The following is a 24,950-nucleotide window of genomic DNA, read 5'->3' as shown; positions in this document are numbered from 1 at the left end:
CACGCCGGCCAGCTGCCCGTCGCCGCCCGTCGACGATCGTGTGGCACGTCGTCGTCGACCATGCGGAACGGGCGACAGGGATCTCGTCGACCGCGACTCAAGCGCGGAGTACGTCCACCCCGGCGCGGACGAGCTCGGTGAGGACGAGGTCGTGGGGGTCGGCGTCGCTGACGATCCCGGCGACTTCGTCGAGACGGAGCACCGAGAACGGCGATGCCGCGCCGATCTTCTCCTCGCTCGCCATGACCCACGTCTGGGCCGCTCGCCGCGACAGGGTTCGCTTCATCGCAGCCTCGTCGACGTCACCCGTCGTCAGGCCCGTGTCCGACCGCACGCCCGTCACGCCCATCAGGAACAGGTCGGCGGTGACCTGAGCCGCCGCCTCGGCCGCGGCCGCCCCGGATGCCACGACCGAGTGCTTGAACAGTCGACCGCCGATGATGAACACCTCGGCCGGGTGGTCGACGAGCGCGACGGCGATCGTCGGGCTGTGGGTGATCACGGTGACCTCGAGATCGACCGGGAGGAGCCGGGCGACCTCGAGCGCCGTCGTGCCACCGTCGAGGATCAGCGTGCTCCGCGGCTGGATCAGACCCACGCAGGCCAGCGCCACGCGGTGCTTGCTCGCCGTCGCGATCTCCTGCCGTCGCGCGTAGCTCGCCGCGGCCAAGGGCACCGGGATGGCGCCGCCGTACACGCGCTGGCAGAGCCCCGCGTCGGCGAGCTCGCGCAGGTCACGACGGATGGTGTCCTCGGAGGTGTCCAGCTCGGTCGCCAGCTCCTTGGCCACGAGCCGCCCGTCGACCCGCAGCCGGTCCAGGAGAAGTTCTTTACGCTGAGCAGCGAGCATCTGCACGATCTCCCTTGTTTCTTCCGATTCGTGGATACTACTGCACATGACGACACCCATGATGATTTTGATCGCCGGCCCCTATCGTTCCGGCACGGGCGACGACCCCGACCTGATGGCGCAGAACCTCGAACGTCTCGAGCAGGCCGCCTGGCCCATCTTCCGCAGTGGTCATCTCCCGATGATCGGTGAGTGGGTGGCACTTCCCGTGCTCAGCAGTGCGGGTGCCGACGGCCCGCTGAGCCCGCTCGCGCAGAGCGTCATGTACCCCACGGCTGAACGACTGCTGCAGCACTGCGACGCGGTCCTGCGCCTGGCGGGCGAGTCGACCGGCGCCGACCAGGACGTCGCAATCGCGCAAGAACGTGGACTGCCGGTCTACTACCGCGTCGAAGACATCCCCGGGTTCGTCGCCTCTGAGCTGCCCGACTGACGTCTGCGCGCGCGGCACGGCGGGCCTGCACCGGTACACCCCCGCCGCGCGGGCCGTCTGGGTGATCCGTGCGGTGGTTCGGGGCGCACCCGTGCCAGAGTCGACCCCGATGGACGACGCCGCCCGAAGGGCTCACATCTCGCCTGCGCGTCTCCGCGTGGGCGTCTTCCTGATCCTGCTCTGGTGGATCCCCGTGTGGCTCGCCGCGCCGGTGATCAGCGCGGCCTTCGGGCTCGACGCCCAGAACGTCCTCGTCGGCCTCATCGTCGTGCAGACGGTCCTCGGCGCCCTCGGCGCCCTGGTCGCAGGCGCGCAGATCACCCGCATCCTGCGCGGCGTCCCGAGGAAGCAGATGTTGCCCACCGTCTGGCGCGTGTTCCGCCACGGCTCGCTCGACTGACTGCCTCAAGCCGGCCACCAGTCATTCGCAAGTGGCGCTCGGCACCCTCGTCAGGAAACGCGGTCGAACCGGACGTATCACACCGGTCCGGCCCGGTTCCTGACAGGGCGGCAATCCCGCCGCCCCACCCACCGTGCCGACACTGGAGAGCACTCGTCATGAGCAAGGTCCTGTTCACCCTCACGCCGATCACCGGGCACGTGCGACCCGCGCTGCCGATCGTGCGGGCCCTCGTCGACGCCGGTCACGACGTCGCCGTCTACACCGGCAGCAAGTTCGCCGACGCCGTCCAAGCCGCGGGCGCGCGGTACGTCCCCATGACCCTGGGCCGCGACGAGGACGACTCCGACGTCAACGCCTGGTCCGATGCCAACGGCGCCCCCGCGCCCGGCCTGCGCCGGCTGCGCTGGGAGGTCGTGCACCTCTTCGTGCGGACCGTGCCCGCCTACGTCGATGACGTCTCCGCGTACCTGGCCGCCGAGGAGCCCGACGTCGTCGTGGTGGAGAGCGCGTTCGTCGCCGGAGCGCTCGCCGCTCGACGGCACGGCGTGCCGTCGGTCCAGCTGTCCGTCCTCCCCCTGCAGCTGTCCGGCCGCGACGTCCCGCCCTTCGGGCCTGGTCTGCAGCCGCCGCGCCACGCGCTCGACCGCCTCAAGCAGCGGGCGCTGACGTTCCTGATCCAGAAGGTCGTCTTCCGCGAGGCCCAGCGCGAGGCGCAGCTCGTGGCCGAGCAGGTCGGCGCGGGCAAACTGGACGTCTTCTTCTTCGACTGGGTGGGGACGATCGCCGACCGGCTGCTGCAGGCGTCGGTGCCGGGGTTCGAGTACCCGCGCCTGGAGCCGCACCCCGAGCTCGAGTTCGTCGGCCAGATCACGCCGCGCGGCGTGGACGCGTTCGACGAGCCCGCGTGGTGGTCGGACGTGCTGGCGGCCCGCGAGGCCGGCCGACCCGTCGTCCTGGTCACGCAGGGGACGATCGCCACCGACCCCGACCGGCTGCTGCGCCCGGCGCTGGAGGGGCTCGCGGACCTGGACGTGCTCGTCGTCGCGACGACCGCCATCGGGGAGCCCGACGAGGTCCTGCCGGACCGGCCGTCGAACGTGCGGGCCGCGCGGTTCGTGCCGTTCGAGCACCTGCTGCCGCTGGTCGACGTGATGGTGACCAACGGCGGCTTCGGCGGGGTTCAGCAGGCGCTCGCGCACGGCGTCCCGCTCGTCGTCGCCGGCCGGACGGAGGACAAGGCCGAGGTGACCGCGCGGGTCGTCTGGTCGGGCACCGGGGTCGGGGTCAAGACCGACGCGCAGGACGTGGCCTCCGCGGCCGCCGTCCGCGCGGGTGTCCTCGACGTGCTGGCCGACCCGTCGTACCGGCGGCGCGCGACCGAGCTCGCCGCGGAGTACGCGCGCTACGACGCGGTCGCCCGCACGGTCGAGGTCGTCGAGGAGACGGCGCGGGAGCGCGCGACAGTCGCCGCGTGAGGGGCCCGGTGGGCGCGGCGCCAGGGGGACCGCCGCGCCCACCGAAGCCACCGGCGGTGGTGCAAGGGAGCGCCGACGCCCGCCTCCCCGCACGCGCGGCTCAACGCGCGGGGGCACTCCCCTCGGCGACCCCGTCGGCAAGTTCGCCCGTGGGCGCCTCACGTCCCTTGTCGTCGCCCATGAGCAGGCTCGCGAGGATGGTCGCGACCAGGATCACCACGCCCATGATCAGGTAGGACTGGGCGAACCCGTTCTTGTCGTAGGACCGCCCGAACGCCCCGGAGAACACCGCGACCCCCAGGGACTTCGCGACGCCGAAACCGAGCATGTACGCGGTCGCGGAGATCTTCACGTCGAACATCCGGGTGATGTACTTCATCACCGAGACGAGCATGAACGGCATCTCGATCGCGGCGAGCCAACGCCAGGCGATCAGTGCTCCCGTGCTGGTGAAGATCGCGGAGCCCAGCACCCGCACCACGAGGATCGCGGCGAAGACCTGCAGTCCGCGCTTGGCGCCGATCCGGTTGATGATCGCGGGCGTGAAGATCAGGACCACGGCCTCGAGCAGGATCTGGATCGACACCACGGTGCCGAACAGCGCCTCGGGGTCTCCGTGGTCGACGAGGCCGGTGAAGTAGATCGAGTACTGCTGGTCGAACACGTCGTACAGGGCGGCCGTGCCCATCATGAGGACCACGAAGCCGATGAAGTTGCGGTCGGTGACCAGTCTCCGGATGTCTTCCTTGCTGACCTTGTGCGCCTTCGACTCGCCCCCGGCCTGGCTCGAACCGGCCGGCTGGCGCGGCACCCGCGCGACGAAGAGCAGCACGCCCAGCACGAGCGCGGAGAACGACGCGGCCCACCAGATGTTGTCGGGGTTGGTGCTCCAGACCAGTCCGCCGATGGCCGAGGCGAAGGAGCCGCCGAGCGCACCGAAGAGCCGCGCGTGGCCGTACTCGAACTCGTTGGCGCGGCTTGCGCGCTCGTTGAAGGCCTCGACCACGGACACGCCCGCGTAGGTGACGAGGCTGAGGTACATGCCTCCGACCACGGCGGCGAGGGTCTGGTCGACGTCGATGAGGGGCTTGAACACGAACAGGAAGAACGGCCCGATCAGCGCCGCGCACACGACCACGAACGAGAACAGCGGCTTGCGGAAGCCCAGGCGGTCCTGCAGGAACCCGTACAGCGGCTGCAGGACCAGCGCGGTGAGCGCCATGACCGTGCTGACCCTGCCGATGCTCGTCGACGACATGCCCTGGTCGTCGAGCCACAGGCCCATGAACGTGAAGATGAACTGCCAGGCGACGAAGTAGAAGAAGTAGATCCCGCCGTAGTTCCACAGCACCGGGCGCTTGATCGAGTCGAGGAACCTGGGCCCGGCGGGCGGTGCCAGGGTGTCCTGACCGCCGCGGCCGCTCATCGCAGCGTCCCGTCGGGCGCAAGCACCTCGACGCCGGAGGGCGCCGGACGGCTCAGCGGCTGTGGGACCCCCCAGTGGGGCTCGCCGTCCGCGAACGGCAGGACCTGCGCACACGCGTGCCGGTTGGGATCCCACAAGGGGTTGCCGATGAGCTCCGTATACGTGCGGGCGTGATAGACGAGCACCGTCTCCCCCTCAGGTGACTCCGTGAAGCTGTTGTGGCCCGGACCGTAGATGCCGTTCTCGGGCGCGCTCGTATAGACCGGTTCGGAGGACTTGGTCCAGCTCGCGGGGTCGAGGAGATCCGCATCCGCGGACGCGGTGAGCAGCCCCATCGCATAGTCGATCCCGGTCGCGGAGGCGCTGTACGTGAGGAACAGCCGCCCGTCCCGCTGCAGGACCGAAGGACCCTCCGCGACCCAGAAACCGATGATCTCCCAGTCGAGCTCCGGCCGGCACAGCATCACCGCGGGCGTCGCGAGCGTCCAGGGGTTCTCCATGCGCGCGATGTAGAGGTTCGAGTGCCCCTTCACCGCGAAGTCCTGCTGCGCCCACACCAGGTACTGGTCGCCCCCGTGGAGGAAGCTCGTCGCGTCGAGCGCGAAGGACTCCCAGCCGGTGTCCACCTGGCCCTTCTCCGTCCACGTGCCGGTGAGGGGGTCCGCGTCGAGGCACTCGAGGCAGTAGACACGGTGGTTGAAGGTGTCGTCCGCGTCGGGGACGTCGAAGGTGACGTCCGGGTTGGGCGCTGCGGCGTAGTAGACGTACCAGGCATCACCGATGCGGTGGAGCTCGGGCGCCCAGATGAGGTTGGACTGCGGCCCCTCGGCGTGCTTGCTCCAGATGGTCACCTCGGGCGCGGCCTGCAGGTCCGCGAGGTGTTCGGCCCGGCGCAGGACGATGCGGTCGTACAGCGGGTACGAACCCGTGAAGTAGTACTGGCCGTCGTGGCGCAGAACGCAGGGATCTGCGCGCTGCAGCACGATGGGATTCGGCATGGGATCCACGGGCACGGAGTGCCTCCTCGTCGCTGAGACAGGGCCAGATTCGCAACGTAGCAGGACAAAGAGCCCTGGGGGCGGCTCGCTGACCAGCAGTTTGGCGATCCGAGAGCCTCAGCGAGCACGGCCGACCCTTGCCGCACAAGGACCGGTTCGGCCCGGCCGCTGGGAGCGCCGCAAGGCGGGAGCTGCGCGAACGGTGAATTGCATTGCATTCACTGTGCGCCACCTGTGCGAAAGTCCTGGCGTGTCCGCGCTGGGCGCGAGTAGCGTCCCGATCGATCATCCAGTTCGCACCTTTTGTCCCGACGTGGCCTCTGCTCCTGTGGGCGGCGCCATGGCCGGTCCGCGCGCCGTCCCGCGGTGTCGTCAGGGGTCGTGGTTGTCGGCGGGTGGGGGCCCGTAGCGAGCCGCTGGAGGCGGGCTCATGGTCAGGTCAATGAGGACTTCCCGACGAGGGGTGCTGGTCGGTGTGCTCGCGGCCGTCGCGCTCGCGTTCCCGGCGGTGCCGGCGTCGGCCGGTGGAAATGTCGAGACGACGCCGTACTCGGACAGCAACGACTGGACGTACAGCGACTGCGGCTACCCGGTGTCGGTGCACGAGGAGGTCACCGGCACGTACAAGGTGCGGACGGCGAAGAAGGGCAAGGAGACGTTCTACTTCGTCACGGACACGTTCTCCTACCGGCAGGTGCACACCCGCGTCGACACCGGCCAGTGGTACGTCCGGTGGGGGAACGCGAAGGTCAAGGACATCCAGGCCACGCGGGTCGAGGGCAACGTCTTCAAGTCGACCCTCGTCGTCAAGGACCGGCCGAGCGCGATCGAGAGCTCGACTGGCGAGGTCGTCCAGAAGGACCGGGGCACCATCCGGTACGAGGCGCTCTGGGACACGGGCGGCGACACGGACCCGGCCAAGGAGTTCCTGGAGCTGATCAACATGACGGTCCGCGGGCCGCACCCGAGCCTCGACCAGGACTTCTGCAAGGTCCCCGGTGACCTCGTGGGCACGGGCTCGGCCGACCGGATGACATTCAAGCCTGTGGGCTCGACGGGCTCTGCGTCCGGGTACATGGAGTACCTGCCACCGGACTACGCCGCTGCGACGAAGTCGCCGTTGCTCGTCTTCCTGCACGGTTATGACGAGGGCGGAAGCGGCTCGGCCGAGGACCTCCCGAGGCTGGCCGGCACGGCGATCCCCCGGTTCATCGCGAACGACGGCTGGCCGGCCAGCCGCCCGTTCGTCGTCCTGGCGCCGCAGCACGTGATCGGCGACGACCCGGCGTACGCCGACTGCCCCGAGTACCGGGGTGGCTCCTGCGTCATGGCGATCCAGCACAGCCTGGGCAACGCGCCTGCGTCGTCGCCGTGCATGACGCCGCAGGAGGTCGACGCATTCGTGAACTACGCGATCGCCGCGTACGACGTCGATCCGTCCCGGGTGTACCTGACGGGACTCAGCTGCGGTGCGTACGGCCTGTGGGAGTACCTCGCAGCTCACGGGAACGAGAAGGTCGCGGCTGCCGTTCCGATCGCCGGGGATGGTCGACCTGCCTGGGGTGGTGCCGGTTGCACGCTCGGCGAGGTGCCGGTGTGGGCGTTCGCTGGGGATGCGGACGAGGTCGTCGATCCTGCTGGCAGCATCGAGACGGTCGCGAACATCAACACGTGCCCGCCGCCGGCTGTCCCCGCTCAGGTGACGATCTACCCGGGTGTCGACCACGACTCGTGGACGCAGACGTACGCGATCGGCGCTGCGAACGACATCTACTCGTGGATGCTCAGCCACCCGCACACGTAGTCGTCCGACGAGGGCCGCACCTTCCGCTGAGGCGCTCGGGGTCGACGAGGTCAGCCGTCGGCCACGTCCGCCCGGCGGGGCCGGCCGGGCCTGCGGACCGGGGGCGCCGCGGTGGGCATCCGGCCGGCCTCGGTCAGCGCACGACGCAGCAGCAGGTCGACCTGCGCATTGAGGCTGCGCAGGTCGTCGGCCGCCCACCGGGCCAGCGCATCGTGCACGGCCGGGTCGAGGCGCAGCAGGACCGAGCGCCGCTCGCGCCGGGCCGCGGGACCCGGTGCGGGTCCCGCGGCCGGCTCGTCGGCACTCACGCGTACAAGGTGCCGGTGTTGACGACGGGCGTCGCACGACTGTCGCCACAGAGCACGACGAGCAGGTTCGACACCATCGCTGCCCGGCGCTCGTCGTCGAGGGCGACGATGCCGTCCCCCTCGAGCCGCGCGAGCGCCTGCTCGACCATGCCGACCGCACCCTCGACGATCCGCTCCCTGGCCGCGATGATCGCGCCGGCCTGCTGCCGCTGGAGCATCGCCTGGGCGATCTCGGCCGCGTACGCGAGGTTGGAGATGCGCGCCTCGATGACCTCGATACCGGCGATGACCACCCGTGCGGCGACCTCGGCGGCGATCTCGCCGGACACGACGTCGGTCGCGCCGCGCAGCGACTCGACCGTGTCGTCGCCGACGTCGTACGGGTGCGACATCGCGACGTGCCGCAGCGCCGACTCGGACTGCACCCGGACGAAGTCGACGTAGTCCTCGACGGCGAACGTCGCCTTCGCGGTGTCGGCCACCTGCCAGACGACGATCGACGCGATGTTGATCGGGTTGCCGTCGGCGTCGTTGACCTTGAGCTCGTTCGTCTCGAAGTTGCGCACCCGCACCGAGACCTTCTTCTTGCTGGTCAGCGGGACGGTGAGCACGAGACCCGTGCGCCGGATGGTGCCCACGTACCGGCCGAACAGCTGGACGACCTTCGTCTGGCCGGGGCTGATGATCGTCAGGCCCGTGTACCCGAGGATCCCGACGAGCAGCAGCAGGGTGCCGAACCCGTTCTCCATGGCCAGGAGGACCACGCCGCCGGCGACCAGGGCCGTCGCGACGAGGATGAGCAGCAGCGCGCCCCCCACGCCCGTGGCCCAGGCCGCGCGCTCCTCGACGTCGATGCGCGCGCCGTCGTGCCCGACCGGCCGGCCGGCCGGCGCCCCTCCCGCGGACTCCTGCGGGGGCAGGTCGGGTGCGGACCTGAGGTCGGTCATGGCGAGGTCTCCTCTGCTCGGGCGCTGAGTGAGCGCGATATCAAAGTGATATCACATTTGCGGTCGAGCCGCGGCGCACACCCCCGATACCCACGCTCGAGAAGGAAGTCCGCCTCGATCACTGAGTTCTGGGGATGACCTGGGGAGTCGTTACGATTCGCCAGGTAGGGGCCTCTAGCTCAATTGGCAGAGCAGCGGACTTTTAATCCGCGGGTTGTGGGTTCGATCCCCACGGGGCCCACCATCGTCAGGTTCCCCGCTGAGCGAACGCGGATCCGGAATCCCCGGCCTGGGGCGACCGTTCAGATGAGCAGCACAGGCAGCGCCCGTCCGGACGACGAACGCCGCCCCCTCCAGCGAGACGAGGTGTCCGCCCATGACCACCGCCACTGTCGACATCGCCACGACCGCCACCGAGCTCACGCGCCAGGACCGGTGCGACCGCTGCGGCGCCCAGGCCTACGTCCGGGCGACGCTCCCCTCGGCCGACGGCCTGCAGCTGCTCTTCTGCGGCCACCACTTCCGCGCCCACGAGCTCAAGCTGGTCGCGGCAGGCGCCACGATCCAGGACGAGCGTCACCGCATCGACGAGCAGGCGCCCGAGCGCGTCTAGCGGTAGTACCCCGCGGCGATGTCCTCGAGCGGACCCGTCGTCGGCCGACCTCGCGGCGCGAGTCCGGGAGACGCTGGACCAGTTCCGCGCGGTGAGTGTCGGCGACCCGTCCTAGCGTGGTCGCATGACCGTGGAGGTGCTGCCGGCGTACGGGCGCTACGACGACTTCTTCGAGGTCGTCGGCGTCAAGAAGCCGGGCGGCGGCGGGTGCTGGTGCATGGCGTACCGCGACAGCCGGGTGCCCAACGAGGAGCGCGGCCAGTACATGCGCGACGAGTGCGCGCAGGAGCCCGGGCCGGGGGTGCTCGCCTACGTCGACGGCGAGGTGGCCGGTTGGTGCTCGGTCGCGCCGCGCAGCAGCTACCGGCGGCTCATGAACTCGCGGACGATCCCGTTCGTCGACGACCGCGATGCCTGGAGCATCGTCTGCTTCGTCGTCAGGCCGCGGTTTCGCCACCAGGGCCTCATGCACGAGCTGCTCGAGGGCGCGGTCGCCCACGCGCGAGCGAGCGGTGCACAGGTCGTCGAGGGCTATCCGATCGACGTCGGCACGGGCGACCGGGTCGACGTCATCTCGGGCTACGTCGGGACCAGCCGGCTGTTCGAGGCGGCGGGGTTCACGCAGGCCGCGCCGACCACCGGCCACAGCGGCGGCCGTCCGCGCGTGCTCATGCGCCGCGAGCTGTGACCTCCGCCGCCGCGGGAACGGTACCCCGCACGCGCGGGCCGTATCGCAGCATGTCCGCGGCCAGCCCGACCGTCAGCACCCCCAGGGCGAGCACGACGAGCGCCTGCTGGAGCACCGTCCAGCCGAGCGGCCTCATCGACAGGTGCGCCAGCAGCGCCATGAGCAGGCCGCGACCGATGATCGCGACGGCCGCGACCAGCACCGTGTCCTGCCGAGGTCCCGTGCTCGACGCCAGGCGGACGAGCAACCAGACCACGACCGCGAGCCCCGAGGCGTAGACGGCGACGAGCGCGATGCTCCGGTCCGGCACGGCGAGCAGCAGCAACGCACCGCCGACGACGCACAGCACCGCGCTGGTCCGGCACGTGACCTGGCGGCCGTACCGGACGAGGAACGTCCGCTTGCCCAGCAGCGTGTCGCCGCGCACGTCGCGGAAGTCCTTGAGCAGCAGGCGGCCGATGATCGCGACGTACAACCCGCCGAGCAGCGCGACATCGCCGGAGCTCAGCCGCGCGTCGGCCGCCAGCAGCCCCACCAGGTACGGCACGGCGACGATGCACAGCGGCAGCACCAGGGACGCGACGACCCCGCGCTTGGAGAAGCTGAGCGGCGGCACCGAGTACGCCGCCCCGACGAGCAGGCCGGCGACCAGGACGACGAGGACCGGCCAGCCCAGCGCCACCGCGCAGGCCACCGCCAGCACCCCGCCGGTGACGGCGACGAGCACGAGCTCGCGCGGGGTGCTCCCGGTGGTGAGCGGCCGCGACCGGTCGCCGGCGAGGTTGATCCGGTCGACGGCGACGTCGGCGAGGTCGTTGAGGACGACGGACGCGAGCAGGTAGCCGATCACGACGACGAGGACGCCCATCGTGCGCCACCCGTCGTCGGCCGCGCCGTGCTGCGCGAGGCCGATGGCGGCGTAGCTGCCGAGCAGCAGCACCAGCGCGGGGCGTGCCATGAGGACGACGAGGCGGACGTGCGCCCGGAGGTCGCCCCTCACTTGTTGCTCGCCCACTGGTTCATGCCCACGACGAACAGGACGCCGAAGGCCAGCACCGCCAGGCCGCAGACACCCAGGACGATCGCCAGTGCCAACCCCACGCCCTGCCAGCCGGAGAGGGCACGGCGCGGCCGCTGCGGGGGCCACGGCTGTGGGTTCGACGGACGCTCGTCATCGGTGGGCACGGCAGACCTCCGGTCGGGTGCCGGGAGCGTATCTCGGCGACTCTGCCGCTGTGTCAGGATCACCCTTCTGGCCCGACGATCCAGGGAGCACTGATGGCAGGCGGTCTCGCCGCGCTTCTCGACGACATCGCCGCGCTGGCCAAGCTTGCGGCGGCCTCGGTCGACGACGTCGGCGCGGCCGCGGGTCGGGCGAGCGCGAAGGCGGCGGGCGTCGTCATCGACGACACGGCCGTGACCCCCCGCTACGTGCACGGCTTCTCCCCCGACCGCGAGCTGCCGATCGTGCGACGCATCGCCGTGGGCTCCCTGCGCAACAAGCTGCTGTTCATCCTTCCCGCGGCCCTGCTGCTCAGCCAGTTCCTCCCCTGGCTTCTGACGCCGATCCTCATGGTCGGCGGCACCTACCTCGCCTACGAGGGCGCGGAGAAGATCTGGGAGCTGGTCAGCGGGCACGCGAAGGAGCACACGACCACCCCGGTGGCCGTCCAGGGCGAGGCCACCGAGAAGTCGATGGTCACGGGCGCGATCCGCACCGACTTCATCCTGTCGGCCGAGATCATGGTGATCGCCCTCAACGAGGTGGCCGACGAACCGCTGCTGTCCCGCGCGATCATCCTGGCCATCGTGGCCCTGGCGATCACGGCGCTGGTCTACGGCGTCGTCGGGCTCATCGTGAAGATGGACGACATCGGCCTCCACCTGGCCGGCCGCAGCAACGCCGCGGCCGCCGCCACGGGGCGCGTGCTGGTCCGCGCCATGCCGAAGGTCCTGTCGGTGCTGTCGACCGTCGGCATCGTCGCCATGCTGTGGGTCGGCGGCCACATCCTGCTCTCGGGCGTCGACGAGCTGGGCTGGCACGCTCCCATGGAGCTGCTGCACCACCTCGAGGACGCGGTGGACGGTGTGCCGGGCGTCGGCGGGTTCCTCGCGTGGCTCGTCGACACCCTCGGCTCGGCGCTCGTCGGCCTCGTGGTCGGCGCCGTCGTCGTCGGGGTCATGCACCTGATCCCGAAGCGCCGGAAGGCAGCCGACGGAGCCCACTGAGCCGACAGAATGGCCGACATGGAGCTCGGGTTCACGGCCGGCGTCGCGGCGATCGTCCTGTTCGGCGTCCTCGGTCAGATCCTCGGCAAGGCCACCCGGATCCCGTCGATCATCCTGCTGCTGCTGCTCGGCCTGCTGGTGGGCCCGGTGCTCGGCTGGGTGAACCCGGACGCCATCCTCGGCGAGGCGCTCTTCCCGCTGGTGTCGATGGCGGTCGGGCTGCTGCTCTTCGAGGAGTCGCTCAAGCTCGACTTCTCGCGGCTCCACGGGGGAGCACGACGGCCGGTGCTCGGGCTGGTGACGGCAGGCGCCCTCCTCACCGGCATCGGCGCGACGATCCTCGCTCGCGCGGTGTTCGACCTGCCGCTCGACCATGCCCTGGTCATCGGCGCGATCCTCATCGTCTCCGGGCCGACCGTCGTCGGCCCCATGCTCGCCGTGATCCGGCCGAAGCAGCCGCTCGAGTCGGTGCTGGCGTTCGAGGGCATCTTCATCGACCCCATCGGCGCCACCGTCGCGCTCGGGATGGTGAACCTCGCCCTCCACGACGGGCTGCACCTCGGATCGACGGCGCTGGCCGGCGTCCTCACCGGCCTGGCTGCTGCGGGACTGTTCCTCCTGCTCGTGACGGTCGGCAAGGTGCCGCCGGCCACGCACGTCGCGCTCGGGGTCGCCATCGCGCTCACGGCGTTCGCCGCGGCCGAGGCGCTCCACGAGGAGTCGGGTCTCTGGGCGACGACGACCCTGGGGGTCGCCCTCGCCAACCAGCGGTGGGTGCGGCTCGACGCGCTGCACGAGTTCGGCAGCCACGTCGGCATGCTCCTGATCGGGTCCCTGTTCATCGTGCTGTCGGCGCGCGTCGACCTCGACGCCCTCCTGCACTACGCCCCGCTGACGCTCGTCCTGGTCGGGCTTCTCGTCCTCGTCCTGCGACCGCTGGCCGCCGCGGTCGCCACGAGCCGGACCGTGCTGAGCCGCCGAGAGCGGGCGATGGTCGGCTGGATGGCGCCGCGCGGCATCGTCGCCGCGTCCACCGCGAGCGTGTTCGCGCTCCAGTTCGAGGACGCCGGCGAGCCGTTCCCGGAGCTCGTGCCCGTCGTCTTCGGCGTCGTGCTGGCCACTGCGATCGTCTACGGCGCGACGGGACCGCTGGTCGCGGGCCTGCTGGGGGTGCGTTCCGACGAGCCGGAGAACATCGACGACGACGGAGTCCTCCGTGAAATCTCCGGACGATCGTGACCATCCCGAGATGTGGATGTTACTTACCGGTAAGACCCTCGTGATGCCTGACACATCTGTGTGCTACCCATAGCCCACTGAGAATCCAGCCGGCGGGCGCTACCCGTGCGCCCGCGGCCCTGACAGAAGAGGTAGCGCATGTCCTCCCTCGCACCATCTCGTCGCCGCGTCCTCGCGGCGACCGCGGGACTCGCCGCGACAGCCCTCGTGCTCACCGCGTGCTCGGGCAGCAACGACGACGAAGGCGACGGCGGCAGCACCTCCGCCGCGGGCGGCTCGCTGACGATCGGCACGACGGACAAGGTCACCACCCTCGACCCGGCCGGCTCGTACGACAACGGATCGACCGCCGTGCAGAACCAGGTCTTCCCGTTCCTCATGAACACCCCGTACGGCAGCCCCGATGTGGAGCCGGACATCGCCGTCTCGGCGGAGTTCACGGCACCGACCGAGTACACGGTCAAGCTCAAGCCGGGCCTGAAGTGGGCCAACGGGCACGACCTGACGTCGTCCGACGTGAAGTTCACGTTCGACCGCCAGCTGAAGATCGCGGACGAGAACGGCCCGTCGTCGCTGCTCTACAACCTGGACAGCACCGAGGCCGTCGACGACACCACGGTGGTCTTCCACCTGAAGTCGCCGGACGACCAGATCTTCCCGCAGATCCTGTCCAGCCCCGCGGGCCCGATCGTCGACGAGGAGGTCTTCTCGGCCGACGCGTTGACGCCCGACAGCGACATCGTCGACGCCGACGCCTTCGCCGGTCAGTACACGATCACGGGCTACGACTTCAACTCGCTGGTCTCGTTCAAGGCCAACCCGGACTACAAGGGCGTCCTGCCGCCGGCGAAGACCGAAGAGGTCAACCTCAAGTACTACGCGGACTCGTCGAACCTCAAGCTGGACGTCCAGGAGGGCAACATCGACGTCGCGCTCCGCAGCCTCTCGGCGACGGACATCGCCGACCTCCGGACCGACGACAAGGTCAAGGTCGTCGACGGTCCCGGCGGGGAGATCCGCTACATCACGTTCAACTTCGACACGCAGCCGTACGGCGCCAAGACGGACGACGCCGACCCGGCGAAGGCCCTCGCGGTCCGCGAGGCGGTGGCCGACCTGGTCGACCGCGAGCCTCTCTCGGAGCAGGTCTACAAGGGCACCTACACGCCCCTGTACTCCTACGTCCCGGACGGCCTGACCGGCGCCACCGAGTCCCTGAAGAGCCTGTACGGCGACGGGAACGGCGGACCCGACGCCGACAAGGCGAAGGCGGCCCTCGAGGACGCCGGCGTCACCACGCCGGTCGCGCTCAGCCTGCAGTACGCCACCGAGCACTACGGCCCGTCGTCGGGCGACGAGTACGCGCTCGTCAAGGAGCAGCTGGAGAAGGACGGCCTGTTCAAGGTCGACCTGCAGACCACCGAGTGGGTCCAGTACTCCAAGGACCGCACCTCCGACGTCTTCCCGGCGTACCAGCTCGGCTGGTTCCCGGACTACTCGGACGCCGACAACTACCTCACGCCGTTCTTCCTCAAGGAGAACTTCCTGAGCAACCACTACGACAACCCCGCCGTCAACGACATGATCCTGAAGCAGGCGACCACGACCGACCCCGCCGCCCGCACCCAGCTCATCGAGGACATCCAGGACGCGGTGGCCAAGGACCTCTCCACCGTCCCGCTCCTCCAGGGCGCCCAGGTGGCCGTCACCGGCACGGACATCAGCGGCGTCGAGGACACTCTCGACGCGTCCTTCAAGGTCCGCTACGGCGCCTTCGCCAAGGGCTGACACCCGCACCACCCGGCCGACGGTCCCGTTCCCGAGCACAATCGGGGACGGGGCCGTCCGGCTCGTCCGCACCGCATCTTTGCGGCACGACCATGCACAGGCAGGAACCATGACCTCCACCACCACCGGAGCGCCCACCGGCGTCGCGCCCGGGCAACCAGCGGCGCCGGCGACCCCGACCGCGAAGAGCAGGCGATCGGGGGGGCACCTGGGCAGCTACCTGCTGGTCCGGTTCCTGCTGATCTTCCCGACGATCTTCATCCTGGTGACCACCGTCTTCCTCCTCATGCGCTCGACGGGCGACCCGATCACCGCCTCGCTGGGCGGCCGGCTCACGCACGACCAGCTGCAGGAGCGGATCCACGCCGCCGGCTACGACCGGCCGATCCTCGTGCAGTACTGGGACTACCTCACCAACCTGATGCACGGCGACTTCGGGACGACGATCTCGACGAACCGCCCGGTGACGGAGGTGGTCCTCACCTACGGGGCCGCCACGCTCGAGCTGGCGTTCTACGCCCTGATCGTCGCCCTCCTGGTCGGCATCCCCCTCGGTCGGATCGCGGCCGCGCGCCGCGACCGGGGCGTCGACGCGTCCCTGCGGGTGTCCGGCATCGTCGCCTACGCGACGCCCGTCTTCTTCGCCGGCATCCTGCTCAAGCTCGTCTTCTCCGTGTGGCTGGGCTGGCTCCCGGTCGCGGGGCGCGCCTCCACGGACGCGCAGATCGAGATCCAGCGCAACGGCGCCGGGACCGGTCTGTACATCGTGGACGCGATCAGCACGGGTGACCCCGCCGTGGTGTGGGACGTGCTGCAGCACGCGATCCTGCCGGCGCTCGCTCTCGGCCTGCTCACCGGCGGGATCTTCCTGCGGCTCGTCCGCACCAACGTCATCGGCACCCTGTCGACCGGCTACGTCGAGGCGGCGCGCTCGCGCGGCGTGAACGAGCGGCGACTGCTGCGCCAGCACGCGTGGCGCCCCGCGCTCGTCCCGATCATCACCGTGATCGGCCTGCAGATCGCGCTGCTGCTCAGCGGCGCCGTCCTCACCGAGAAGACCTTCGAGTGGAAGGGCCTCGGCTTCGAGCTGGTCCAGTTCCTGCTGGCGCGCGACTTCGTCGCGGTCCAGGGCCTGGTCGTGCTGCTCGCCGTCGTGGTGGCACTGACGAACTTCATCGTCGACGTCATCGCCGCACTCGTCGACCCGAGGATCAAGTACTGACATGACCGCGCTGACCCCCCTCGACGGCCCCGACGCCGTCCACGCCGCCCCGGCGGCCCCCGAGCACACCGCCCTCTGGAAGCGCCTGCCCGTGCTGCGTCAGGTCCGCACCAGCGTCGGCCTGCAGCGCACGATGCTCGTCACCGGGCTCGTGCTCGTCGCGATCTTCCTGGTGACCGCCGTGTTCGCGCCGCTGCTGGCGCCCTACGGCTACGCACAGCTCTCCGCCGACGGGGTCAACTTCGGCTCCCAGCAGCCGCCCTCCGCCGAGCACCTGCTGGGCACCACCGTCGGCGGCTACGACGTCCTGTCCCGCACGATCTGGGGCGCCCGCCCGGCGGCCCTCGTCATCGTCGTCGCCGTCGTGCTCTCGATCTTCCTCGGCGTCGCCCTGGGCCTGGTGTCCGGGTATTTCGGCGGTTGGATCGACCGCGTGCTCGTCGTGATCGCCGACGCCCTGTTCGCGTTCCCGTCGCTGCTGCTCGCCATCGTCGTCGCGATCGTCATCAGCGGCGGCGAGTCCTCGATGTGGGGCGGCGTCATGGCGGCCGCCATCTCCTTGAGCGTCGTGATGATCCCGCAGTACTTCCGCGTGGTCCGCGCCGAGGTGGTGCGCGTCAAGGCCGAGGCGTTCGTCGAGTCCGCGCGCGTGATCGGCTCGGGCCACCTGCGGATCATGGGCCGGCACGTGCTGCGCAACTCGACCCGCACGCTCCCCCTCATCCTCACGCTCAACAGCTCCGAGGCCGTCCTCACGCTGGCCGGCCTGGGCTTCCTCGGGTTCGGCATCGAGCCGACGGCCGCGGCGGACTGGGGCTACGACCTGTCCAAGTCGCTGTCCGACGTGACCAGCGGCATCTGGTGGACCGCCGTGCCCCCGGGCGTCGCGATCGTGCTCACCGTGCTGGGCGTCACGCTCGTCGGCGAGTCGCTGAACGACCTCGCCGACCCGCGCCTGCGCACCCGTCGCCGGGCCAAGGCGGCCGCCCCGGTCAGCCCGGTGGTGGCCGTCCCCGGCGGGGTCGCCGACGACGACTTCGGGACCATCGACGAGCTCGAGGCACCGTCGAACCTGTACGGAGAGACCGAGGACCGCTCATGACCACCCAGAACGTCGTCGACATCACGAACCTGCACGTCTCGTTCGCGACGGACTCCGGCACCGTCCGGGCCGTCGAGGGCGTTACGCTCAGCGTGGCCGCCGGGGAGGTGCTCGCCATCGTCGGCGAGTCGGGCTCCGGCAAGACCGTCACTGCCCGCTCGATCCTCGGCCTCCTGCCCGAGACCGCGCTGACCAGCGGCGCCGTGCTGCTCACGCGCAAGGACGGCTCGGCCACGCACGACGTCGCCACGATGAGCGCGAACGAGCTGCGCGACGTGCGCGGTCGCGACGCCGCCATGGTGTTCCAGGAGCCCTCGACGGCCCTCAACCCGGTGTTCCCCGTCGGCTGGCAGATCGCCGAGGGCCTGCGCGCCCACCGCAAGCTGTCGGACAAGGACGCCCGCGCCCAGGCGATCGAGGTCCTGCGCCTGGTCGGCATCCCCGACCCGGAGCACCGCGTCGACTACTACCCGCACCAGTTCTCGGGCGGCCAGAAGCAGCGCATCGTCATCGCGCAGGCCCTGGTGCTGGACCCGGGCCTGATCATCGCCGACGAGCCGACGACGGCCCTCGACGTCACGGTGCAGGCCGAGATCCTCGACCTGCTGCGCCGGCTCCCCCAGGAGTACGGCTCCGCGATCGTGCTGATCACGCACAACATGGGCGTCGTCGCGGACCTCGCGGACCGCGTGGCGGTCATGTACAACGGCGAGATCGTCGAGCAGGCCGACGTGCGGACGCTGTTCGCGTCGCCGCAGCACCCGTACACCCGCAAGCTCCTCGACGCGGTCCCCCGCGTGGGCGGCCGCCGCCTGCGCGACCGCGTGCGGGTGGCCGACGAGCTCGAGGCGATGGTCGTCGACGAGTCCTCGACGCCCGTCGTCGAGGCGAAGGACCTGCGGGTCGTCTACCCGGGCCGCCTGCGGCAACCAGCGTTCACGGCCGTCGACGGGGTCGACCTGGTCATCCGGCCGGGCGAGGTGCTCGGCCTGGTGGGTGAGTCGGGCAGCGGGAAGACGACGATCGGCCGCGCGATCGCCGGCCTGACCCCGGTCAGCGGCGGCTCGCTCAAGGTCCACGGCGTCGAGATGCTCGGCGTCAAGGAGAGGACCTTCAAKCCGGTCCGCAAGCGCATCGGGTTCGTGTTCCAGGACCCGGCGACGAGCTTCAACCCGCTGCTGACGATCGCGCAGTGCGTGGCCGAGCCGATGGTGGTCCACGGGCTCGCGCGCAACCCGCAGGAGGCGCGGCCGAAGGTCGACGAGCTCATGGAGGCCGTGCAGCTGCCCAAGGCGTTCGGCGACCGGTTCCCCCACGAGCTCTCGGGCGGTCAGCGCCAGCGCGCCAGCCTCGCCCGCGCGCTCATCCTGGGCCCCGAGCTGCTCATCGCCGACGAGCCGACGAGCGCGCTCGACGTGAGCGTGCAGGCGCGCGTGCTCGACCTGTTCGCCCGCCTGCAGGCCGAGCTGGGCTTCGCCTGCCTGTTCATCAGCCACGATCTGGCCGTCGTCGACCTGCTCGCCCACCGCATCGCGGTGCTGCACCGCGGCGTGCTGGTCGAGGAGGGCACGGGCGACGAGGTCCTCGGCGCTCCGAAGCACCCGTACACGCAGCGCCTGCTGGCGTCGCTCCCGGTGCCGGACCCGATCGAGCAGGCCGCCCGCCGCGAGCAGTGGCGGAACCTGCGCGCCAACGACTGACGGTGGGCCGGTTCACCCCCGCGGTGAACCGGCTCCCACGGTCGCTGCGATGCACGCCTCCCGACGCGCGGCGTAGCGGTCGTACAGCGTGACGATGAGCGCCACCAGGTAGGCGAACAGCAGGACGTCGCCGACGGACACCTGGCCGCGCTGCCCGGTCGCGAACGCGGCGAACACCAGCATCGCGGCGACGCTGATCACGGTGTTGACGACGACCTGCACCCCCAGGGGCGCCCTCCTGCGCAGGCGCGCGCGCCAGACGGCCAGGGCCGCGTGGAGCAGCACGGTGGCCGCGACGACGAGCGCCACGACCGACAGCCGCCCCTCCACCAGCGGGAACGACTCGAACATGATCGCCGTGACCAGCCCGGCGAGGACCACCTTCTCGACGACGTGGCGGATCCCCGACGGCGCCCACGCCACGGGTCCCCGCGGCAGCCACCCGACCCGTTCCGCGACCACGTCGGCGTCCAGCGTGAACGGCCAGTCGGCCGGGGGAAGTCGGCGGTACACGCGGCGCCCGACGATCACGAGCACCACGGCGACGATCGCCAGCAGGCCCCAGACCCACGGCCGCTCGTCCACCAGCTTGCTGAACTCGTCGGTGAAGTCCAGCTGCGCGACGTGGATCCACCACTCCTGCGGCAGCTTGATCACCACCCAGATCAGGCCGGCGGTCCACAGGAACGCCGCCTTGGTCAGCCGGCTGGCGTCCCACCGGGTGCGGACCACCTCGATGGCGATCACGAAGTACTCGAACGTGTTGGGGAACACCATGAGCAGCCAGCGCGCGCCGGTGATCTCGAACGCCAGCACCCCCACCAGCCGGTAGTACCAGAGGAAGGCACCGACGCCGACGGCGAACGGGTTGCGCCAGTTCCGCAGCACCGCCAGGTAGGCGATCGTCAGGTAGTAGATGTCCAACGCCTTGTCGTACGACTGGTAGTTGTCGAGCGGGAAGCCGGTGAACGCCGCGAAGATCGACTTGTCCACGCCGTCGATCACCAGCGCGGCCAGGATCGCGGGCAGCGGGAACCGCGGGATGAAGAGCGGCACCACCAGGCGCAGGCCCACCACCAGCACGAACACGGTCCAGTCGAGGGTGCTCGCGTTCGCCATGGTGGGGACTGTAGCCATCCGGACCGCCCACGCGGTCGAAGTGTTCGCCCCTAGCCTGTCGCCATGCGGAACAGGCTCGTCGTCGCCGGCGCGGTCGCGGCCGGGGTGCTGGGCGTCGTCGTCGCGCTGGTGGCACTCTTCCCGCCCGTGCGCCAGGTTCCCGGTCCGCGCGCCGGTCTGGTGGTCGCCGGGGTCGTCGCCGTGCTGGGCGTCAGCATGCTCGTGCTCCTGCACCGGGCGACCGCGGCGCGGTGGGCCGCCTGGTTCGCCGTCCCCGCCGCGGCGCTGGGTGCGGTGTGGTGGTGGCAACCGCAGAGCTCGTTCGGCTGGTTCGCGTACGCCCCGCTCTCCTCGGTGGTGGTCGAGGGCTCACCGCGCGCCGACCTCCTGCTGCCGGCACTCGTGCTCCTGCTCGGCACACTCGCCACGACGGGCGTGATCACCCTCGTCGGCGACGAGACCCCGGTCCGCGTGCTCGCGATCATCGCGGCGGCCCTCACCGCCCCGCTGTGGGTAGTGCCCGGCATCCGCGTCACCGCGTACGGCGCATCGCTCTCCGGCGAGCTCGTCACCACCCGGGTCACCGTCGTCCGGACGGCTGCGTTGCTGCTGGTCCTCGTCGTCGGCGCGGCCGTGCTCCTGGCCCGCCGGCCCGCGCCCGCCCGGGCGGCGGCGTACGCGCTGCCCGCCGCCGGGCTCAGCTGGGTCTGGTGGCAGACCGGCGCGGGCGCGAGCGTCGGCGTCACGCTGTCCGGCGGCACACCGGGCCCCGGCTTCTCCGACCTGCTCCCGTGGCTGGTCACGCCCGTCGCGGAGAGCGCCCTCGTGATCGTCCTGTGGGTGCTGACGGCCCTCGGCGCGCGCGTGCTGGTCGCCCGCCACCGCCCGCCCGACGGCCTGCCGGTCAGCCCGTCCGAGCCGTGACGTCAGACGGCCGAGAGGTCGAGCGTCGCCTCGGACTGTCCCGCTGCGGCGGCCACGGTCAGCACCGGCCGATCGGCGGCCTCGACGCGCACGGACCACGGCGCGCTCGCGCCTCGGGCCTCCACCCGCACCTCGTCGCCTGCCCGTGTCACGACGAACGTGACGTCCGCACGCTCCCCGACGGCGGGGACCGTCGTCACCGACCGATGGCCGTCCGGCAGGTCGAACAGGCGCAGCGTGACGCCGTCGGCCCAGTCGTAGTCGGGCCGGTCAGAGCGAGCACCCAGGGCGAGCACCGATCCCGGCCGCACGTACAGCGGGACGGAGTCGAAGCCGTGCCGCTCGCGCACCCAGCGCGGGCCGGTGACCTGGTCGCCGTTGAGCAGCGAGGTCCAGGTGCCCTCGGGCACGTAGACGTCGACGTCTCCCTCGGCGTTGAACACGGGGGCGACCAGCAGGTCGGGCCCGAGCATGTACTGGGTGTCGATCGTGGCGGCTGCGGGGTCGTCAGGGAACTCGAGCACCATCGGCCGCATGACGGGCACGCCGTCCCGGTGCGCCTCGGCGCCGGCAGCGGCGAGGTACGGCATCAGCGAGAGCTTGAGGCGCGTGAACAGCCGCGCGACGTCGACGGCCTCCTCGTCGAAGGCCCACGGCACCCGGTACGAGCTCGACCCGTGCAGGCGGCTGTGCGACGACAGCAGGCCGAACGCCAGCCACCGCTTGAAGACGGCGGCGTCCGGCGTGCCCTCGAAGCCCCCGATGTCGTGACTCCAGAACCCGAACCCGGACGCCGCGAGCGACAGGCCGCCGCGCAGCGACTCGGCCATCGACACGAACGTCGACTCGCAGTCACCGCCCCAGTGCACCGGGAACTGCTGGCCGCCCGCCGTCGCGGACCGCGCGAAGAGCACCGCCTCCCCCGACCCCTGCTCGGCCTCCAGGACGTCGAAGACGGCGCGGTTGTACAGCTGCGTGTAGAAGTTGTGCATCCGCTGCGGGTCCGAGCCGTCGTGCCAGACCACGTCGGTCGGGATCCGCTCGCCGAAGTCGGTCTTGAACGCGTCCACGCCCTGCCCGACCAGCCGGCGCAGGCGCGCCTGGTACCAGGCGACCGCGTCCGGATTGGTGAAGTCGACCAGCCCCATGCCGGCCTGCCAGAGGTCCGTCTGCCAGATCGAGCCGTCGGCGCGGGTCACCAGGAACCCGCCCGCGCGGCCCTCCTCGAAGAGGGCGGAGCGCTGCGCGATGTAGGGGTTGATCCAGACGCAGATCTTCAGGCCCTTGGCCTTGAGCCGCGCGAGCATGCCCTCCGGGTCCGGGAACGTCGCGGGATCCCAGGTGAAGTCGGTCCAGTGGAATGCGCGCATCCAGAAGCAGTCGAAGTGGAAGACGCTCAGCGGCAGGTCACGCTCGGCCATGCCGTCGACGAACGAGGTCACGGTCGCCTCGTCATAGCTCGTGGTGAACGACGTCGAGAGCCAGAGGCCGTACGACCAGGCGGGGACCTGGGCCGGGCGGCCGGTCAGTGCGGTGTACCGGCGCAGCACATCCTTGGGCGTCGGGCCGTAGATGACGTAGTACTGCAGAGACTCACCGGGGACCGAGAACTGCGTCCGGCTGACCACCTCGGAGCCCACCTCGAACGACACCCGGCCGGGGTGGTCGACGAACACGCCGTACCCGGCGTCGGACAGGTAGAACGGGACGTTCTTGTACGCCTGCTCGGAGGACGTGCCTCCGTCTGCGTTCCAGATGTCGACGGACTGGCCGTTCTTGACGAACGCGCCGAACCGCTCGCCGAGCCCGTAGACATGCTCGCGGACGCCCAGGCTGAGCTGCTCGTGCACGTACGCGTCGCCCGCGGCGTCCGTGACGATCCCCACGGAGCGCGGGGTCGACGACGTCAACAGCCGGCCGCCCGCCTCGAACCGCACGTCCCAGGGTCCGGTCGTGGCGATCCGCGCGCTCAGCTCCCCGCTCCGGAGAGTGACGAACCCGTCGTCCGGGCCGACGATCTTCACGTCCCCGGCGCCGACCGCCACCTCGAAGTGCGGGCCGCGGTCCACGCCGCCGCTGAAGTGCTCGATGCGCACCCGGATCACGTCGTCCATCGGGCTGTCGAACGCGACGGAGACGAGCGGGCGGTTGAGCGAGTCGCCGCGGCGCCGCTGCGGTGCCGTGGCCGCGTACACCCGGACGTCAGCGTCACCGACGACGACGTCCGCGACGTCGCGAGGATGCAGCACGCTGGTGCCGGGGAGCGTCTGCCAGTAGCCGTCGGTGAACTTCATCGTCGTCCTCTCGGTCCTGCTCCAGTCCGACCGCGTGCCCGCGCCGCCCCCTCGTCGGGACGGGCTGTCGGGTCGTATGCAGATCGTCGAAGCGCTTCGCCTGATGGAGCGTACGGCACCGCGGGGGCCATGCCTAGAGGCGGCCACGACAGGAAGGCAGACCGGTCGCCACAATGCACGGCGGGCTCCGCGTCCGACCATTCGGGAACCGTCCGGCCCCGCATGCCGCTAATCTTGCGCCATGGCGACCATCGGCGATGTGGCCCGCGCGGCGGGGGTCTCCCTGTCGACCGTGAGCTACGTGATCAGCGGCAAGCGGCCGATCTCGCAGCCCACCCGCGAGCGGGTCGAGCGCGCGATTCGCGACCTGGCGTTCCACCCGCACGCCGGGGCGCAGGCCCTGGCGTCGGCGCGGAGCAACGTCATCGCGCTCATGGTGCCGTTCCGGCCGGGGATCAACGTCGCGATCATCATGGAGTTCGTCGCCGGGGTGGTCACCGCGGCCCGGACGTTCGACCACGACGTCCTGCTGCTCACCCAGGAGGACATCCAGGAGATCGACCGGGTGGCCGCGCGATCACTCGCGGACGCCGTGATCGTCATGGACGTCGAGTCCCAGGACGCCCGGCTGCCGTCGCTGCGCGCCATGGACCTCCCCGCGGTCCTCATCGGCGTCCCGGACGACACCTCGGGCCTGGCCTGCGTCGACCTCGACTTCGCGGCGGCCGGCCGCCTGGCCACCCGGACGCTCATCGATGCAGGTCACAAGCGGCTCGCGCTCATCGGCGCGTCCCGTGAGCGGTTCGAGCGCCGCGCGAACTACGCGGTCCGCATGCGCGACGGGGTGGTCGACCAGGCGACGCACAGCAACGTCGAGCTGCACGTCCTGCCCTGCGAGCCGAGCTATGCCGGCGGTGTCGCGGTGGTGGACCAGCTGCTCGCCGAGCATCCCGAGGTGACGGGTCTCGTCGTGCACAACGAGGCCGCCCTCGCCGGCGTCGTCGACGCGCTCGAGCGGGCCGGCCGACCGGTGCCCGACGCCATGTCGCTCGTGGCCATCAGCGCGGCGAACATTGCCGAGACGCTGCGCCACCCGGTCGATTCGATCACGGTCCCCGGCCACGACATCGGACGGATCGCGGTCGAGATGGCGATGGCCCGGCTGCGCCAGGAGAGCCCGGGCGAGACCCGGCTGGTCTCGCCGACGCTGGAGCAGCGCGGCACCGTCACGCCCCCGTCCTGACGCCTTAACGGGCACATCCCCCACGCCACGGCCGGACGTCGAAGCGCTTCGAAATCTGATGTCGAAGCGCTTCGAATTCGGCGTCCGCTCCCGACGACGACGTCGATCTTCGGCGGATAACAATTCCGGCAAGACGGTTGACAGG

Annotated in this window: 23 protein-coding genes and 1 tRNA gene; 15 read left to right on the top strand and 9 right to left on the bottom strand. The window is 70.8% G+C overall.

What is annotated here, in order from left to right; all coding sequences use genetic code 11:
• Positions 1-97 precede the first annotated feature (97 nt).
• Positions 98-850 (bottom strand): DeoR/GlpR family DNA-binding transcription regulator, encoded by a 753-nt coding sequence (locus AC1DYZ_RS01120; protein ID WP_477063384.1) that lies wholly within the window; start codon positions 848-850, stop codon positions 98-100.
• 46 nt (positions 851-896) lie between these two features.
• Here AC1DYZ_RS01120 and AC1DYZ_RS01115 point away from each other — a divergent pair, with 46 nt between their 5' ends.
• The 3 genes from AC1DYZ_RS01115 (at position 897) to AC1DYZ_RS01105 (ending at position 3,161) form a co-directional block, all read left to right on the top strand.
• Positions 897-1,283, top strand: a complete 387-nt coding sequence (locus AC1DYZ_RS01115; protein ID WP_477063383.1) for a DUF4406 domain-containing protein — start codon at positions 897-899, stop codon at positions 1,281-1,283.
• A gap of 157 nt (positions 1,284-1,440) precedes the next feature.
• A complete protein-coding gene (locus AC1DYZ_RS01110; RefSeq protein ID WP_477063382.1) occupies positions 1,441-1,683 on the top strand; it encodes a hypothetical protein in 243 nt (80 codons plus the stop codon).
• Positions 1,684-1,841: 158 nt separating this feature from the next.
• Positions 1,842-3,161, top strand: a complete 1,320-nt coding sequence (locus tag AC1DYZ_RS01105) for a glycosyltransferase (protein ID WP_477063381.1) — start codon at positions 1,842-1,844, stop codon at positions 3,159-3,161.
• Between the two features lie 100 nt (positions 3,162-3,261).
• On the opposite strand, the gene AC1DYZ_RS01100 is transcribed toward AC1DYZ_RS01105, so the two are convergent.
• Both AC1DYZ_RS01100 and AC1DYZ_RS01095 read right to left on the bottom strand, forming a co-directional pair.
• Positions 3,262-4,587 (bottom strand): oligosaccharide MFS transporter, encoded by a 1,326-nt coding sequence (locus tag AC1DYZ_RS01100; protein ID WP_477063380.1) that lies wholly within the window; start codon positions 4,585-4,587, stop codon positions 3,262-3,264.
• Positions 4,584-5,585: a glycoside hydrolase family 43 protein gene (locus AC1DYZ_RS01095; RefSeq protein WP_477063379.1), complete on the bottom strand. Its 1,002-nt coding sequence runs from the start codon at positions 5,583-5,585 to the stop codon at positions 4,584-4,586. Before AC1DYZ_RS01095 ends, AC1DYZ_RS01100 begins: the two co-directional genes overlap by 4 nt.
• Before the next feature lie 442 nt (positions 5,586-6,027).
• Between AC1DYZ_RS01095 and AC1DYZ_RS01090 the strand changes: the two genes are divergently transcribed.
• The gene (locus tag AC1DYZ_RS01090; protein ID WP_477063378.1) at positions 6,028-7,389 is read left to right on the top strand and encodes a carboxylesterase family protein; all 1,362 of its coding nucleotides are present in this window, start codon (positions 6,028-6,030) and stop codon (positions 7,387-7,389) included.
• Positions 7,390-7,439: 50 nt separating this feature from the next.
• Here the strand turns inward: AC1DYZ_RS01090 and AC1DYZ_RS01085 are convergent, their stop codons facing one another.
• Positions 7,440-7,697 (bottom strand): type II toxin-antitoxin system antitoxin, encoded by a 258-nt coding sequence (locus tag AC1DYZ_RS01085; protein ID WP_477063377.1) that lies wholly within the window; start codon positions 7,695-7,697, stop codon positions 7,440-7,442.
• Positions 7,694-8,644, bottom strand: coding sequence for an SPFH domain-containing protein (locus AC1DYZ_RS01080; protein ID WP_477063376.1), 951 nt, complete (start codon positions 8,642-8,644; stop codon positions 7,694-7,696). The genes AC1DYZ_RS01085 and AC1DYZ_RS01080 overlap by 4 nt, the downstream gene beginning before the upstream one ends.
• 168 nt (positions 8,645-8,812) lie before the next feature.
• Between AC1DYZ_RS01080 and AC1DYZ_RS01075 the strand changes: the two genes are divergently transcribed.
• From AC1DYZ_RS01075 to AC1DYZ_RS01065, 3 genes are all read left to right on the top strand, one after another.
• A tRNA-Lys gene (locus AC1DYZ_RS01075) sits at positions 8,813-8,888 on the top strand.
• 132 nt (positions 8,889-9,020) lie between these two features.
• Positions 9,021-9,257, top strand: coding sequence for a DUF7455 domain-containing protein (locus AC1DYZ_RS01070; protein ID WP_477063375.1), 237 nt, complete (start codon positions 9,021-9,023; stop codon positions 9,255-9,257).
• 124 nt (positions 9,258-9,381) lie between these two features.
• On the top strand, positions 9,382-9,945 hold the full coding sequence (locus AC1DYZ_RS01065) for a GNAT family N-acetyltransferase (RefSeq protein WP_477063374.1): 564 nt from the start codon (positions 9,382-9,384) through the stop codon (positions 9,943-9,945).
• Here AC1DYZ_RS01065 and AC1DYZ_RS01060 read toward each other — a convergent pair.
• A complete protein-coding gene (locus tag AC1DYZ_RS01060) occupies positions 9,926-10,945 on the bottom strand; it encodes a UbiA prenyltransferase family protein (RefSeq protein WP_477063373.1) in 1,020 nt (339 codons plus the stop codon). The genes AC1DYZ_RS01065 and AC1DYZ_RS01060 overlap by 20 nt on opposite strands.
• Positions 10,942-11,130 (bottom strand): hypothetical protein, encoded by a 189-nt coding sequence (locus AC1DYZ_RS01055; protein ID WP_477063372.1) that lies wholly within the window; start codon positions 11,128-11,130, stop codon positions 10,942-10,944. Before AC1DYZ_RS01055 ends, AC1DYZ_RS01060 begins: the two co-directional genes overlap by 4 nt.
• 93 nt (positions 11,131-11,223) lie before the next feature.
• On the opposite strand from AC1DYZ_RS01055, the gene AC1DYZ_RS01050 reads away from it, so the two are divergent.
• From AC1DYZ_RS01050 to AC1DYZ_RS01025, 6 genes are all read left to right on the top strand, one after another.
• The gene (locus tag AC1DYZ_RS01050) at positions 11,224-12,174 is read left to right on the top strand and encodes a DUF808 domain-containing protein (RefSeq protein WP_456823600.1); all 951 of its coding nucleotides are present in this window, start codon (positions 11,224-11,226) and stop codon (positions 12,172-12,174) included.
• Between the two features lie 18 nt (positions 12,175-12,192).
• Positions 12,193-13,413, top strand: coding sequence for a cation:proton antiporter domain-containing protein (locus tag AC1DYZ_RS01045; RefSeq protein WP_477063371.1), 1,221 nt, complete (start codon positions 12,193-12,195; stop codon positions 13,411-13,413).
• A gap of 138 nt (positions 13,414-13,551) precedes the next feature.
• Positions 13,552-15,201, top strand: coding sequence for an ABC transporter substrate-binding protein (locus tag AC1DYZ_RS01040; protein ID WP_477063370.1), 1,650 nt, complete (start codon positions 13,552-13,554; stop codon positions 15,199-15,201).
• 109 nt (positions 15,202-15,310) lie between these two features.
• Positions 15,311-16,423, top strand: a complete 1,113-nt coding sequence (locus AC1DYZ_RS01035) for an ABC transporter permease (protein WP_477063369.1) — start codon at positions 15,311-15,313, stop codon at positions 16,421-16,423.
• Between the two features lies 1 nt (position 16,424).
• Entirely contained in the window at positions 16,425-17,525 is a 1,101-nt protein-coding gene (locus AC1DYZ_RS01030; protein ID WP_477063368.1) for an ABC transporter permease, read from the top strand.
• A complete protein-coding gene (locus AC1DYZ_RS01025) occupies positions 17,522-19,225 on the top strand; it encodes an ABC transporter ATP-binding protein (protein WP_477063367.1) in 1,704 nt (567 codons plus the stop codon). Before AC1DYZ_RS01030 ends, AC1DYZ_RS01025 begins: the two co-directional genes overlap by 4 nt.
• A 12-nt stretch (positions 19,226-19,237) precedes the next feature.
• Here the strand turns inward: AC1DYZ_RS01025 and AC1DYZ_RS01020 are convergent, their stop codons facing one another.
• A complete protein-coding gene (locus AC1DYZ_RS01020) occupies positions 19,238-20,344 on the bottom strand; it encodes a hypothetical protein (RefSeq protein ID WP_477063366.1) in 1,107 nt (368 codons plus the stop codon).
• Between the two features lie 63 nt (positions 20,345-20,407).
• On the opposite strand from AC1DYZ_RS01020, the gene AC1DYZ_RS01015 reads away from it, so the two are divergent.
• Positions 20,408-21,268: a hypothetical protein gene (locus tag AC1DYZ_RS01015; RefSeq protein WP_477063365.1), complete on the top strand. Its 861-nt coding sequence runs from the start codon at positions 20,408-20,410 to the stop codon at positions 21,266-21,268.
• A 2-nt stretch (positions 21,269-21,270) separates the two neighbouring features.
• Here AC1DYZ_RS01015 and yicI read toward each other — a convergent pair whose 3' ends face one another.
• Positions 21,271-23,562 carry an alpha-xylosidase gene (yicI, locus tag AC1DYZ_RS01010; RefSeq protein ID WP_477063364.1) on the bottom strand — a complete coding sequence of 764 codons (2,292 nt, stop codon included), beginning with the start codon at positions 23,560-23,562 and terminating at the stop codon, positions 21,271-21,273.
• A 241-nt stretch (positions 23,563-23,803) separates the two neighbouring features.
• On the opposite strand from yicI, the gene AC1DYZ_RS01005 reads away from it, so the two are divergent.
• A complete protein-coding gene (locus AC1DYZ_RS01005; protein WP_477063363.1) occupies positions 23,804-24,805 on the top strand; it encodes a LacI family DNA-binding transcriptional regulator in 1,002 nt (333 codons plus the stop codon).
• The last annotated feature ends 145 nt before the right edge of the window (positions 24,806-24,950 follow it).

It is taken from the genome of Cellulomonas sp. P1_C4 (genome assembly GCF_056406355.1).
The sequence above is the reverse complement of the archived record's forward strand: the minus strand, read 5'-3'. Positions and strand labels throughout refer to the sequence as shown.